The organism is Microbacterium sp. LjRoot45 (assembly GCF_964253325.1).
Classification (GTDB): Bacteria; Actinomycetota; Actinomycetes; order Actinomycetales; family Microbacteriaceae; genus Microbacterium.
On sequence record NZ_CAXUQM020000001.1, the window covers coordinates 2,960,203 to 2,973,733 of the forward strand.

14 protein-coding genes are annotated in these 13,531 nt (G+C 70.4%); 5 read left to right on the forward strand and 9 right to left on the reverse strand.

What is annotated here, in order from left to right; translation table 11 throughout:
- Nucleotides 1–44 precede the first annotated feature (44 nt).
- Nucleotides 45–1,103, forward strand: a complete 1,059-nt coding sequence (locus ACSQ18_RS13985; protein WP_436038024.1) for a class I SAM-dependent methyltransferase — start codon at nucleotides 45–47, stop codon at nucleotides 1,101–1,103.
- A 12-nt stretch (nucleotides 1,104–1,115) separates the two neighbouring features.
- On the opposite strand, the gene ACSQ18_RS13990 is transcribed toward ACSQ18_RS13985, so the two are convergent.
- The 4 genes from ACSQ18_RS13990 to ACSQ18_RS14005 are packed head-to-tail and all read right to left on the reverse strand — an operon-like array spanning nucleotide 1,116 to nucleotide 4,266.
- On the reverse strand, nucleotides 1,116–1,523 hold the full coding sequence (locus ACSQ18_RS13990; protein ID WP_301038388.1) for a DUF4870 domain-containing protein: 408 nt from the start codon (nucleotides 1,521–1,523) through the stop codon (nucleotides 1,116–1,118).
- A gap of 58 nt (nucleotides 1,524–1,581) precedes the next feature.
- Nucleotides 1,582–2,460 (reverse strand): hypothetical protein, encoded by an 879-nt coding sequence (locus ACSQ18_RS13995; protein ID WP_436038025.1) that lies wholly within the window; start codon nucleotides 2,458–2,460, stop codon nucleotides 1,582–1,584.
- A 58-nt stretch (nucleotides 2,461–2,518) separates the two neighbouring features.
- Nucleotides 2,519–3,682 (reverse strand): o-succinylbenzoate synthase, encoded by a 1,164-nt coding sequence (gene menC, locus ACSQ18_RS14000; RefSeq protein ID WP_436038026.1) that lies wholly within the window; start codon nucleotides 3,680–3,682, stop codon nucleotides 2,519–2,521.
- Between the two features lie 29 nt (nucleotides 3,683–3,711).
- Entirely contained in the window at nucleotides 3,712–4,266 is a 555-nt protein-coding gene (locus ACSQ18_RS14005; protein ID WP_436038027.1) for a cysteine hydrolase family protein, read from the reverse strand.
- Between the two features lie 91 nt (nucleotides 4,267–4,357).
- Here ACSQ18_RS14005 and ACSQ18_RS14010 point away from each other — a divergent pair, with 91 nt between their 5' ends.
- A complete protein-coding gene (locus tag ACSQ18_RS14010) occupies nucleotides 4,358–4,870 on the forward strand; it encodes a hypothetical protein (RefSeq protein WP_436038028.1) in 513 nt (170 codons plus the stop codon).
- Nucleotides 4,871–4,872: 2 nt separating this feature from the next.
- Here the strand turns inward: ACSQ18_RS14010 and ACSQ18_RS14015 are convergent, their stop codons facing one another.
- The 3 genes from ACSQ18_RS14015 to ACSQ18_RS14025 form a co-directional block, all read right to left on the reverse strand.
- Nucleotides 4,873–4,998: a hypothetical protein gene (locus ACSQ18_RS14015; protein WP_436038029.1), complete on the reverse strand. Its 126-nt coding sequence runs from the start codon at nucleotides 4,996–4,998 to the stop codon at nucleotides 4,873–4,875.
- A 116-nt stretch (nucleotides 4,999–5,114) separates the two neighbouring features.
- Nucleotides 5,115–5,492 carry a hypothetical protein gene (locus tag ACSQ18_RS14020; RefSeq protein ID WP_436038030.1) on the reverse strand — a complete coding sequence of 126 codons (378 nt, stop codon included), beginning with the start codon at nucleotides 5,490–5,492 and terminating at the stop codon, nucleotides 5,115–5,117.
- Entirely contained in the window at nucleotides 5,489–6,217 is a 729-nt protein-coding gene (locus ACSQ18_RS14025; RefSeq protein WP_436038031.1) for a GNAT family N-acetyltransferase, read from the reverse strand. The genes ACSQ18_RS14020 and ACSQ18_RS14025 overlap by 4 nt, the downstream gene beginning before the upstream one ends.
- Before the next feature lie 93 nt (nucleotides 6,218–6,310).
- Between ACSQ18_RS14025 and ACSQ18_RS14030 the strand changes: the two genes are divergently transcribed.
- The 3 genes from ACSQ18_RS14030 to purU all read left to right on the forward strand — a co-directional run bounded on the left by ACSQ18_RS14030 (nucleotide 6,311) and on the right by purU (nucleotide 10,276).
- Nucleotides 6,311–7,705 (forward strand): MFS transporter, encoded by a 1,395-nt coding sequence (locus ACSQ18_RS14030; RefSeq protein ID WP_436038452.1) that lies wholly within the window; start codon nucleotides 6,311–6,313, stop codon nucleotides 7,703–7,705.
- 56 nt (nucleotides 7,706–7,761) lie between these two features.
- Complete coding sequence (locus tag ACSQ18_RS14035) at nucleotides 7,762–9,324, forward strand: peptide MFS transporter (protein ID WP_436038032.1); 1,563 nt, start codon at nucleotides 7,762–7,764, stop codon at nucleotides 9,322–9,324.
- A 70-nt stretch (nucleotides 9,325–9,394) separates the two neighbouring features.
- Nucleotides 9,395–10,276 carry a formyltetrahydrofolate deformylase gene (gene purU, locus ACSQ18_RS14040; protein WP_301038400.1) on the forward strand — a complete coding sequence of 294 codons (882 nt, stop codon included), beginning with the start codon at nucleotides 9,395–9,397 and terminating at the stop codon, nucleotides 10,274–10,276.
- 223 nt (nucleotides 10,277–10,499) lie between these two features.
- On the opposite strand, the gene ACSQ18_RS14045 is transcribed toward purU, so the two are convergent.
- Both ACSQ18_RS14045 and ACSQ18_RS14050 read right to left on the reverse strand, forming a co-directional pair.
- Nucleotides 10,500–11,453, reverse strand: a complete 954-nt coding sequence (locus tag ACSQ18_RS14045) for a serine hydrolase (RefSeq protein WP_301038401.1) — start codon at nucleotides 11,451–11,453, stop codon at nucleotides 10,500–10,502.
- Nucleotides 11,454–11,534: 81 nt separating this feature from the next.
- Entirely contained in the window at nucleotides 11,535–13,514 is a 1,980-nt protein-coding gene (locus ACSQ18_RS14050) for a M13 family metallopeptidase (RefSeq protein WP_436038033.1), read from the reverse strand.
- Nucleotides 13,515–13,531 lie beyond the last annotated feature (17 nt).

Here is a 13,531-nt window from a genome sequence, read left to right on the forward strand (position 1 = left end):
GCACAGGCGGGACTACCATGTCGCGGGTCGGGTGAGGGGGCGCGATGGACGAGGCGGAGGCGTTCGCGGACGAGGTGTTCCATCGGCTCGTCGGCGGATTCGAGATCCTGTCGATCTATGTCGGCGATCGGCTGGGCCTGTACCGCGCGCTCGCGGAGCGTCCACGCACGGTCAGCGGACTGGCCGAGGCCACCGGGATTCATCCGCGGTACGCCCGGGAGTGGCTCGAGCAGCAGGCGACCGCCGGCATCCTCACCGCGGACGGTGATGTGTTCGCGCTTCCTCCGGCTCACGCGGCGGTGCTCGCCGATCCCGACTCGCTGCTGTCGTCGGCGCCGCTGGCGAGGATGATGGCCGCCGCCGCGATGCGCCTCCCCGAGCTGCTCACCGCGTACCGGTCGGGAGGCGGCGTGGGGTGGGCGCAGTTCGGGCCCGACGCGCGTGACGCGCAGGGCGACGTCAACCGGCCCTGGTTCGAGCAGCGTCTCGGAGCGGCACTCTCCTCCGTGCCGGACGTGGATGCCGTGCTCTCCCGACCGGGGGCGCGCATCGCCGACGTGGGGTGCGGGCACGGATGGTCGACGCTCGCGCTCGCACGCGCCTATCCGTCGGCGAAGGTGGAGGGCTTCGACATCGACGCCCCGTCGATCGAGGCGGCACGCGCGCACGCCGAGGGTGTGGCATCCGTGTCGTTCACCCTGCTCGACGGGGAACGCCTCGACCAGGGCAGGGAGGGGACGTTCGATGCGGCGTTCGTGTTCGAAGCACTGCACGACATGCCCGACCCCGTGGCGGTGCTCACGGCGGTGCGCCGGTCACTGCGGCGCGATGGGATGCTCGTCGTGATGGACGAGGCGGTGGCCGACGTGTTCGCCCCGCCCGGCGACGGCGGGCCCGGCGACGATATCGAGCGCGTCATGTACGGCTACAGCCTGTTCATCTGCCTGCCGGACTCGATGTCGACGCCGGGCTCGGTCGCGACGGGCACGGTGATGCGTCAGCCCACTCTCGAGCGCTACGCACGCGGAGCGGGATTCTCCCGGGTCGAGGTGCTGCCGATCGAAGGCTTCGCGGCCTTCCGGTTCTCTGCCCTCAGGCCCTGATCCTGCCGCCGGTCAGCTGATGAACTTGATGGCCAGCGGGTAGGTGTACCACTGGCCCTGGTTCGACTTGACGGCCGCGATGATCGAGAACACGAGGTCGACGACCCACGCGGCGAGGATGATCAGGAAGCCGATGCCGATGATGCTGAGCACGCCGCCCACGAAGAACGCAAGCGCGATCGTGATCTGGAAGTTCAGCGCTGTCGCGGTGTGCGCGCGGACGAACGGCCCGCGGTCCTTCAGCACGAGGTAGCCGATCAGGGCGGGCAGGAAGCTGAAGAAGATGCCGCCGATGTGCACGAGCGTCGCCCACAGCTTCTCGTCCGACGGGTTCAGCGCCTGAGGCGCAGTCGGACCGCCGTAGGGCGGCTGCGAAGGCGGGAACGGGGGCTGCTGCGGAGGCTGCGGAGGAGTGGTCACGGTGTCAGCCTAGGGGCGGCGCGGGGTCGACGACATCCGGTTACCCCGAATTTCCGCCTCACAGGCCGCACCACGCGGCGACCCACGCGAGGATCTCGCCACGCTGCTCGGGTGTCGCGGCCAGGTCGTAGGACCCCGCGCGCCCGTCGACCTCGACGAGCAGCCGGAAGACGGTGCCGCGCTTGTCCTCTTGTACGGCGTGCGCGTCGCACCGTGCCGGCAGAAGCGGCAGCTCGACGGACTGGGGCGTCCGATCGGTGCCGATCTGGTCGAGATCGAGCGGGTAGACCGCGTCGACGAGGCCGGGGAACGTGAGCAGGTTGGTCTCGTGGATGCCGACGATCCGCAGCGTCCCCTCGCCGGGCGCGGGCACGACGTCGAGGACGAGACGGGCAGTCTCCCCCGCCGCGGATGCCGTGAACGTGCCGAGGCTCACCGCCGCGGACCGCTCGGCCGCGACCTGCAGGCACTCGTTCTCGTGGAGCGCCGCGACGAACGGCACGACGTCGACGATCGGCGCGGTGCGTGCCGTCACGGCATCCGTCTCGGCGTCGCGGACGTCGAGGGTGACGGTGGCGGCCGCGTCGGCCGGGGCATCGCACGCGACTCGCGCCAGCTGCACTCGGATGTCGACGGTCGCGCCGGGCGGCACGGTCGAGGTGCGTGCGACGGCGCGTGTGGCGGGCTCCGCGAACCGCGGATCGGCGACGGACACGGCACCGATCTCGATCGGTCGCCCGCTGCCGTTGTGCACGGCGACGGCGGCCTGCCGCCCCGCCACGTCGGCGCGCGTCTGCCGCAGTTCCACGGTGACGCCGGCGGGAAGACCGTCGTCGGACGCGTGGGGATGTGGAGGGTCAGCGGCCGGGGCGCAGCCCGCCGCCAGCAGGGTGAGCAGCCCGAGCGCGACACAACTCCGGAAGAACGGTCCGGTCACGCGGCCACGACGGCCCTTCGGCCTCCGCCGGCCGTCTCGCTCCGGAGTTGTGCGCACGTCAGCGCCGGATCTCGACCCTGTCGACGGTGACCTCGTCGAGGAAAGCGGTGTCGACCTCGACCCCGATGCCCGGCCCCGACGGCACCCTCACGTGTCCGTCTTCCAGCACGATCGGCGCGGTCACGATGTCGCGGCGGTAGAACCGATCGGATGCCGAGACGTCGCCGGTGAGCGTGAATCCGGGGAGGGCGGCCAACGCCGCGTTCGCCGCGCGCCCGATGCCCGTCTCAAGCATTCCCCCGCACCACACGGGCACTCCGGCCGACCGGCACAGGTCGTGCACTCGAACGGCTTCCAGGTAGCCCCCGACTCGGCCGGCTTTGACGTTGATGACGGATGCCGCGCGCAGCGCGAGCGCGTCGGCGGCGGCCTTCGCCGACACGATCGACTCGTCGAGGCAGACGGGCGTGCGCAGCCGAGCCGCGAGGGTCGCGTGGTCGACGATGTCGTCTTCCTGCAGCGGCTGCTCGATGAGGAGGAGGTCGAACCGGTCGAGTTCGGCGAGGGTGTCGACGTCGGCCAGGGTGTACGCCGAGTTCGCGTCGACCTGAAGGGGGATCGAGCCGAACGCGTCGCGGACGGCGGCGGTGTCACGGAGGTCGCGTCCGGGCTTGATCTTGATCTTGATGCGGGCGTAGCCCTCGTCGAGGTAACCCGCGACGGTGTCGACGAGAGCCGCGGGGTCGCGTTGGATGCCGACGGAGACACCGCTCGGGATGCGGTCGCGCACGGCGCCGAGGTGGGTCGCGAGCGAGCGATCCGCGACGCGCAGGGCGGCATCGAGTACGGCGAGTTCGAGGCCGGCCTTCGCCATCCGGTGGCCGACGAACGGCGAGAGGATGCCGGCGACCTCCTCCGGCGTGACGGTGCCCCGCTCGAGCAACGCGGGAGCGAGGAACCGACGGCTCACGTCCCAGGCGCTCTGTGTGTACTCGGAGGAGTACAGCGGCGCCTGCTGTGTGACGATCTCACCCCACCCGTCGCCGGCGGACGTTCGCACGCGGACGACGATCACCTCGCGGACCGTTTCGGTGCCGAACGACGTGGTGAAAGGCGCGACGAGCGGCAAATGCACCACCCGGAGTTCGATGGCTTCGAGTTCGATGGCTTCGAGTTCGACGGCGTCGATCGTGACGGGCGCGGCGGGGCGGTCGATCGGCATGCGCTCAGGCTAGCCCCGCCGCGTCGCGGTCAGCGAGTGAAGGCGACCTCGGCCGTCGGGGTGACGTCGCCGGCGGCGTCGGGAGTGCGCGAGAACGACCAGTACAGGTTCGCGTACCCGACGGCCTGCTCGGGACTGATCGGCGAGCCCCACTGCCGCAGGTCTTCCGTCGTGTGGGCGTCGGAGACAAGGGTCACGTCGTACCCACGGGTGAGTGCGCCGTGGAGGGTGGAACGGATGCAGGCGTCGGTCTGCGCGCCCGCGACGACCAGCCGGTCGACGCCGCGCTCGGCGAGCCGCTCGTCGAGGTCGGTGTCTTCGAAGGAGTCGCCGTAGATCTTGTCGACGCGCGCTTCGCCCTCCGCGGGGACGAGTCCGTCGACGAGCTGCCACTCGGGCGAATCCTTCTCGAGCTCGTTGTGGTCTTGCACCCACACGACCGGGACCCCGTCGGCACGCGCCCGCTCGACGAGCGCCGCGACGTTGCGCGTGACGGCCTCGACCTCGTAGTTGCCGGCGACCACACCGCGCTGCATGTCGATGACGACGAGCGCCGTGGCGTCACGGTCGGGGAATCTGCTCATGGCGACCTCCTGTGTCACCGACAGCATGACACCGGCCTCCGACACGCACGAGAGGGGCCGGGGAAGGCACCGCGCGTGGCAGGATCGAGCCGTGGACGCAGCCGGCCGTGAGACCCCTGATGAGACCCGCACTCTGACGGTCGACGGCACCCTCCCCCGCACGGTTGCGCTCGCCTACCTGCGGTGGATGCTGATGCGGGGGCCGTGGCTTGCGATCGTCGTGGCCGCACTGCTGCTCCTCGGATGGACCGTGCTCTGGTCGTCGACAGTTCGGTGGGGGTTCCTCTTCTTCGTCGCCCTCGGGCTCGTCGTCCTGGTCACCGCCATCCCCGTGGTCGCCTATCGGGCGACTCTGCGATCACTGCGCGTCGCGTACCCCGAGGGCACGACTATCGAAGCCCGCGTGACGAATGAGCTGCTTCGCGTCTCGTCGGCGCTGGGGGCGAGCGACGTGCGTCTCGCGGCGATCCACACGGTCGACGTCTCCGGCAAGGCGCTCATTGTCCGACTCTCGCACGCGCGCGGCGTGACGTACGTGCTGCCCACCGCCCTCTTCACCGACTCCGACATCCGCGCGCTCGCCGAAGCCGCCGTGCGGCGCTGACCTCAGCGAAGGGCGCGAGCGAGCAGCCGGTCGCGCGGGGCGACGAACGTGCTCCGTCGGCCGCGAGAGCGGCGGAGGCTGCGGGGGGCACGCCAGCGGCGCGCGATGGTGTCGAACAGTGCGGGCATGGCATCCCCTTTCCTCATCAGAGAGACGCGGTCCTCCGCGTTCTATGACGCGGATCGACGGCTCCTTCTGTGAAGAGCGGGGCGTCATCGCGGTGATACCCGCACGCCGTAGGGGCTCAGTCGATGACGAACGCGTCGGGGTCGTCGGACCGCGTCGGGCGCAACGTCGACGGCACGGGCCAGGGGAGCTCCCAGCGGCGCGCGTACGCGTCGATGGCGCCGAAGTCCTCGCCCTTGACGACGATGCGCTCGGGCGTGACCTCGACGAACCGCACGCGGAGAGGACGGTCCGCCTCGCCCTCGAGCATCCAGGGCTCGGCGAGATAGGAGAGGCCGAGCGTCTCGAGCACCGCCTCGGCATCCAGCCACTCGGTCGGCTCCGACGCGCGGCGGCCCAGCAGATCGAACGGAACCCACTGGTCGCCCTCAGGCGCGATCCAGCCGACGAGTTCGCCGTCGTCGCGCCGATGCGGAGTCCAGTCGGCGTCGATCACGGCTTCGCCGGACCGCGCGCGAAGAGATAGCCGCGCTCGTCGAACCCGACGACGACGAATCCGTCGTCGAGCAGTCCGCCGAACGCGTCGCGCACGCGATAGCGCCACTCGAGGGCCTCGGCGGGGTCGTCGCGCCGCAGCCGCTCGATGTCGCGCGGGATCGCCACCGTCGTGACGACCGTCTCCTCGGCAGGGATCGGCGCCGGGGCGGCGAGCGCCCACGAGGTCATGAGCCGGTCGGATTCGTCGCCGCGGTTCACGCCGTCGTCCATCGCGCCGTAGTGGTCGATCAGGTACTCCGTCACGCGGGCGCCGAGCACGCGCAGGTTGAACGACGCGTTGCGGGCGACGAGCGGATCGAACGTCCACGTGATGTGGCCCACGTCGCGCGCGAACGCCCACGCACGCTGGTGCTGCTTGAGCACCCGTCCGAGCCCCTGCGACCGGTAGCCGTCGAGGACGCCCGTGATGTGCGAGTGCATCGAGCGGGACGCCGGGGCGGCGAAGAAGGCCACGGAAGCCCCGATCATCCGTTCGCCGTCGTACAGCCCGACGGCGTAGTTGCCCGAGTGGGCGAGCGCGCGCAGCAGGTTCGGGGGCATGCCGGTGCGGTCCCCGCCCCATACCTGTGAGAGCACCTCGGAAGCGGCGAACACCTGCTCGACCGTCTCGAGGGCGCGGATCTCGATACCCTCGGGAGCGGTGGCGTCTTCGAAGTCGGCCATGTCAGCACCCTAGCCCCGGCCCTCCACCCCTCGCGGCCCCGGTAGCCTGAATCGGTGAACCGTGAGGATGATGCCCGCCGCCGCCTCACCCGAATCCCGCCGCAGGGCGCGGTCGTCGCCGTCCTCGCCATCGCGGGACTGTGCTCGTCGTTCATGTTCACGCTGGTCGTGCCGATCCAGGCGCGCCTGCCCGAGCTCCTCCACGCGAGCCGTGAGGACACGGCGTGGGTCGTCACCGTCACGCTGCTGGTGGCCGCCGTCGTCACGCCGATCGCGGGGCGCCTCGGCGACATGTACGGCAAACGGCGCATCGTGCTGGTGCTGCTGGCCGCGCTCGTGGTCGGGTCGATCATCGCGGCGCTGTCGACCGACATCATCGGTGTGATCGTGGGTCGCGGCCTCCAGGGCGCCGTCACGGGCGTCGTGCCGCTCGGCATCTCGATCCTCCGCGACATCCTGCACGAGAACCGCGTCGACGGCGCGATCGCGCTCATCAGCGCCACGCTGGGTGTAGGCGGGGCGTTGGGGATGCCGTTGAGCGCCCTCGTCACGCAGTACGCCGACTGGCACGCGCTGTTCTGGATGTCCGCGGGCCTCGGCGCCGTCGTGTTCGGGCTCGTCCTGTGGATCGTGCCGGTGAGCGTCCTGCGGACGGCCGGGCGCTTCGACTACGCGGGAGCCGCCGGACTGGCCGTCGGGCTCACCGGCATCCTGCTGGCGATCTCGCGCGGCAACGAATGGGGCTGGACGTCGGCGCCGGTGCTCGCGTTCGGGATCGGCGGCATCGTCGTGCTCCTCGTGTGGGGCTGGTACGAGCTGCGCATCGCCGAACCGCTCCTCGACCTGCGGGTCGCCGCGCGACGTCCCGTGCTGCTCACGAACATCGCCTCGATCGCGATGGGTTTCTCGCTGTTCGCGTCGAACGTGTCGTATCCGCAGCTGCTGGAGCTGCCGCCGCCGGCGGGGTTCGGGCTGTCGCTCCTGGCCGCGAGCCTCGTCATCATGCCGGCGGGCCTGGTCATGATGGTGCTGTCGCCGTACTCCGGCCGACTCGCACGCACGGTCGGCCCGCGGCGGCTGCTGGTTCTCGGCGCCGTCGCTCTCATCGTCGCCTACGGCTTCACGCTCCTGTTCTCGTCGGAGGTGTGGCACCTGCTGGTCGCGAACATCCTCGTGGGCGTGGGCATCGGCTTCGGGTACGCGGCGATGCCGATGCTCATCATGCGGTCGGTGCCGCAGAGCGAGACGGGCGCCTCGAACGGCCTGAACGCGCTGTTCCGCTCGCTCGGCACGAGCACGGCGGCGGCCGTCATCGGCGCGGTGCTGGCGACGATGTCGACGACGCAGGGCGACGTGCAGGTGCCGACGGCATCCGCGTTCCATCTGTCGTTCCTGCTCGGCGGGGGCGCGGCCGTGGTGGCCCTGGTCGTGGCCGCGTTCATCCCGACGCGGCCCGCCGAAGAGGCCCACCCGGCGATGCCCGCGTGAGCCGGTAGACGGCCGCGACCTGACGCGGCGGCGGGCGCGCGGCTAGCGTGGATGCCATGGACGACAACCGCACCCAGAAGCCCGTCGGCCCCGAGACGGCGTCGGCGGGGAACACGCCCGGCACTCCGGCCCGCGACGCGGCGACCCGAGACTCCGGTGCACGGGATACCGGTGCACGGGATGCCGGTGACACGCGCTTCTTCGGGCAGCCGTGGGCGCTCGCCCACGTGTTCGGCGTGGAGATGTGGGAGCGCTTCAGCTTCTACGGCATGCAGGGCATCCTGCTCATCTACCTGTACTTCTCGGTGTCCGACGGCGGTCTCGGCGTCGACCAGACGGTCGCGGCGAGCATCGTGGGGGCGTACGGCGGCGCGGTGTACCTGTCGACGATCCTCGGCGCGTGGATCGCCGACCGGCTGCTGGGAGCCGAGCGCGTGCTGTTCCTGAGCGCGATCGTCATCATGGCGGGGCACATCGCGCTCGCTCTCCTCCCCGGGTTCCTCGGGGTCGGCGTCGGACTCGTGCTGGTGGCCGTCGGCTCGGGAGGCCTCAAGGCGACCGCGACGAGCGTCGTCGGCACCCTGTACGCGCCGGAGGACACCCGACGGGATGCCGGGTTCTCCCTGTTCTATCTGGGCATCAACCTCGGGGCGTTCGCCGGTCCGCTCCTGACCGGTCTGCTGCAGGATCGACTGGGCTTCCACTGGGGCTTCGGACTGGCCGCAGTCGGGATGGCCGCGGGCCTCCTGCAGTACTCGTTCGGCCGGAAGGTGCTCCCGGCCGAGGCATCGCTCGTTCCCAACCCGCTCCCCCGGCAGCGCTACCCGCTGATGATCGGCGTCGGCGTGGCAGGCCTCGCGCTGATCGTCGTGCTCGTGCTCGTGGGCGTCATCCGCGCCGACAATCTCGCGCTCGTCGTGATCGTCGCCGTCATCGGTGCCGCGATCGCCTACTTCGCCGTCATCCTCACCAGCCGCGCCATCACGTCGGTCGAGCGGTCGCGCGTGTGGGGCTTCCTGCCGCTGTTCCTCACGTCGGTCGCGTTCTGGTCTCTGTACCAGCAGCAGTTCACGGTGCTGACGTTCTACTCCGACCAACGACTCGACCGGAACCTCTTCGGCTGGGAGATGCCGGTGCCGTGGATCCAGTCGATCAACCCGATCTTCATCATCGTGCTGTCGGGGGTGTTCGCCTGGCTGTGGACGAAGCTCGGCTCGCGCCAGCCGTCGACGCCGGTGAAGTTCGGTCTGTCCGCCATCGTGATGGGCGCCGCGTTCCTCCTGTTCCTGCCGTTCGCCGGCGGCGGCGCGAACTCGACCCCGCTGCTGGCGGTCGTCGGCATCCTCCTCGTCTTCACGATCGCCGAGCTGCTCCTCTCGCCCGTGGGACTGTCGGTCACGACGAAACTCGCCCCGGAGCGCTTCCACACCCAGATGGTGGCGCTGTTCTTCCTGTCGGTGTCGCTCGGCACGGCTGTCGCCGGCCAGCTCGCCACCCTCTACGACCCCGAGAACGAGGTGCCCTACTTCGCGACGCTCGGTCTTCTCGCGATCGGCGTGGGCGTCGCCCTGCTGGTGGCGGTGAAGCCCGTCCTGTCGCTCATGCGCGGGGTGCGCTGACGGCGGGCGCGCGACGCCCCGGCGACGGGCGGATGCCGTGGCATCCGTTCGGACACGGCAGAATCGATGCATGCCTCCCGTGCACAATCCGCACCTGCTTCCCGCTCACGCCTGCCTCATCGTGCACGGCAAGGACACTCCGGGGATCGTTGCCGCCGTCTCGGCGATGATCACGCGCATCGGCGGGAACATCGTCGCGTTCGACCAGTACTCCGACGACCCGCGCGGCGGCGCGTACTTCCAGCGGGTGGTGTTCCACCGCCCCGACTTCGCCGCCGACCGGCCGCAGATCGAGGCGGAGATCGACCGGACCCTCGCCGACTTCGAATTGGAGTGGTCGCTGACCGATCAGTCGGTGCCCAAGCGGATGGCGGTCCTGGCATCCAAGCAGGACCACTGCCTGCTCGACCTGCTGTGGCGTCACCGCCGCGGCGACCTGCCCGTGACCATCCCGATGGTGATCTCCAACCACACGACCACCGCGGAGGACGTGCGCAGCTTCGGCGTGCCCTTCTTCCACGTGCCGTCTGTCACGGGCCCCGACAAGTCGGCGTCGGAGGCGGAGATCCTGAAGCTCCTCGTCGGCAACGTCGACTTCGTCGTGCTCGCGCGGTACATGCAGATCCTATCGCCCGAATTCCTCGAGCAGCTCGGCGTACCGGTGATCAACATCCACCACTCCTTCCTGCCCGCCTTCATCGGCGCCGAGCCCTACAAGAAGGCGAAGGAACGCGGCGTCAAGCTCATCGGGGCCACGAGCCATTACGTCACGAGCGACCTCGACGAGGGCCCGATCATCGAGCAGGACACCATCCGCGTCACCCACGCCGAGACGGTCACGGAGCTCGCGCGTCGCGGCGCCGACGTCGAACGTCAGGTGCTCTCGCGCGCGGTGCTGTGGCACGCGCAGGACCGCGTGATCCGCCACGGCAACCACACCATCATCTTCTGAGCCGGCTCGGCGGCCTCCCCGCAGAGCCTCCGTCACTGGCATCCGCCACAAACCATGTCCCACCTTCGGTCGTTTCGGGCAGGTCGAAACGGCACAGACTGGGACATGCCTCACCCAAACTGGGACATGCCCCCACCGGAACTGGGACATGCCCTGACCAGACTGGCCGAACTACCCAAACTGGGACATGCCCCCACCCACACCGGGACATACCCCGCCCAGGTCAGTGGATGTACTCCATCAGTTCGACGCCGAGGGTGCGGAATGCGTCGTGCGCGCGCAGCCGGTGCGCGACCGACAGGTCGTCGAAGCAGACGATCAGCGAGTAGGCGACGCCCGCGCGCGGCCCGGCGAGCACCCCCGCCTCCGCGCGCACCCCGTCGGCCCGGCCGGTCTTGTTCACGAACAGCAGCTGGTGCCGGTCGTCGTCATGGGCGAACGGGTCGAGCCCGGTGGCGGATGCCACGAGCGACAGGTCGTGGCCGAGGCTCAACCATTCCGACACCTGCGCGCTGACGGCGGGCGACACCACCCGCGCGTTGACGAGAGCGCCGAACAGGGATGCCAGTTCCCCCGCTGACGCGAGCGCCACATGCGGCGCGTCGTCGGGGCCGCGGCGGTCACGGAACCCGTCCATGAGGGCGGTGCGCACGAGCCCGATCCGCTCCAGTCGCTCCCGCACGGCGTCGAGCCCGACGCGGGCCAGCAGCGCATTGGTCGCGAGGGCGTCGCCGGTCGCGGCAGCGAGCACGGCCAGGTCGCACACGGGCAGCGCCGGTGCCTTCAGGTGCCGCCACAGCCCCCCGACGTCGACGGGATCGACGGTCGACCGGTCGACGATCTCGAGGGCGTCGAGCGCTCCGGTCTCCAGCTGCGAGGCCGTCTCGATAAGGAGCGGCACGACCCCGATGCCCCCGACCGGCAGGGTCAAGTGGTCGTCGCCGGCGAACACCTCCGTGTCGCGATCGAGGTCGGTCACGCGCACGGAGACCTGCGCCCCGGACGACGCGAGTCCGTCGAGGGCCCGCAACGTCGCCGTGAACGACCGACGCCCCGCCCCCGACCGTCGCGTGCGGCCTCCCGACCGCCGCGCGCCCGCCCCCGAGGCGGCATCGCGGCGGAGTCCGCCGGCCGCGAGTGCGGCGGCGTGCGACTCGAACGGCTCGGCGGCGTTCACGCTGATCCTCCCGCTGGACTTTCCCTGCGATCGCTCCGTGCCCCCTGCGGAGGACGGAGGGTGCCGCTCACGCGGCGCGCGTCACCAGATGGTGACGCGACGATCGGCGTCGAGCCAGAGAGCGTCGCTCTCGGTGACGTCGAAGGCGGTGTAGAACTCGTCGACGTTGCGGACGATCTGGTTGCACCGGAACTCGTTGGGCGAGTGCGGGTCGATCGTCAGCAGCCGTATCGTCTCGGCATCCCGGCCCTTCTGCTGCCAGATCTGCCCCCAGCTGAGAAGCAGACGCTGGATGCCGGTGAAGCCGTCGATCACCGGACCGTCGGGGTCGGCGCCGACGGCCGCGTTGTGGAGCCGGTAGGCCTTGATCGCGATGCCCAGTCCGCCGAGGTCGCCGATGTTCTCGCCGATCGTGAGCGCACCGTTGACGGTGTGCTCCTCGCCGAGACCGAGCGGCACGAGGGCGTTGTACTGCTCGATGAGCGCCGCCGTGCGCTCCTGGAAGGCCGCGCGGTCGTCGTCGGTCCACCAGTCGTTGAGCGCGCCGGTGCCGTCGAAGGCGCTCCCCTGGTCGTCGAAGCCGTGGCCGATCTCGTGGCCGATCACGGCGCCGATGCCGCCGTAGTTGGCCGCGGCATCCCGCTCGAGGTCGAAGAACGGGTACTGCAGGATGGCCGCGGGGAACACGATCTCGTTCATCAGCGGGTTGTAGTACGCGTTGACCGTCTGCGGCGTCATGTACCACTCGTCGCGGTCGATGGGTTTGCCGAGCTTGGCGAGCTGGCGCTCGTGCTCCCACGCGTTCGTGCGTCGAACGTTGCCGATGAGGTCGGCGGGATCGACCTCCAGCGCGCCGTAGTCCTTCCAGCGCACGGGGTACCCGACCTTCGGGGTGAACGCGGCGAGCTTCTCGAGCGCGCGCTCCCGGGTCGCCGCCGTCATCCACTCGAGCTGCGAGATCGACTGCCGGTAGGCCTCGATGAGGTTCGCGACGAGCTCATCCATCGCCTCCTTCGCGGCCGGCGGGAAGTGACGCTCCACGTACACCTTGCCGACGGCCTCGCCCATCGCCGCCTCGACGAAGCCGACGCCGCGCTTCCAGCGCTCGCGGTTGACGGGCACGCCCGTGAGCTCCGTGCCGTAGAAGGCGAAGTTCGCATCGACGAACGCGTCGGAGAGGAACGGCGCCGACGAGCGGACGACGTGCAGGCGCAGCCACGCCTTCCAGTCGTCGAGTCGCTCTTCGGTCAGCAGCGCGCCCAAGCCCTCGAGGAAGCTCGGCTGGTTGACGTCGATCTCCGCGAAGCCCTGCTCGTGGCCGGGAGCCACGGCGTCACGCCAGGGCGCGAGGTCGACCCCCAGCAGGTCCACGACGGCATCCCATGTCAGCAGGTTGTACGTCGCGACCGCGTCGCGGCTGCGGACGTTGTCCCAGTGGTGGGATGCCAGCTCCGTCTCGAGCGCGAGCACCCTCTCTGCCTGCGTGTCGGCATCGGCGACGCCCGCGAGGCCCAGCACCGTCGCGGCGTACGAGCGGAACGCCGAGCGGGTCGCGTCGAAGTTCTCGAGGCGGTAGTAGCTCTCGTCGGGAAGCGACAGGCCGCCCTGCACGAAGAACACCACGTAGCGCTGCGGGTTGCCCGGGTCGGGCTCGATGTAGGTGCCGAGGAAGCCGCCGACGCCCTCGCGCTCCAGCTCGCCGACGGTGCGCAGCAGAGCCGGGATGCCGTCGACCGCGTCGATGCGGGCGAGCTGCTGCTGCAGCGGCGCAGCACCCAGCTCCTCGATGCGGGCGGTGTCCATGAAGCTCGCGTACAGATCGCCGACCTTGCGCGCCTCCGACCCCTCGTCGGCTGACTGCGACTCCTCGATGATCGCCCGCACGTCCTTCTCGGCCTGCTCGGCGATGAGGTGGAACGAACCCCACCGCGCCTTGTCGTCGGGGATCTCGGTGCGCTCCAGCCACGCCCCGTTCACGTGACGGAAAAGGTCGTCCTGGGGGCGGATCTCGGAGCTGAGTTCGGCGAGCACAATGCCCGAACGGCGGGGAGTGTCGGTCATGGCATCCATGCTAGAGG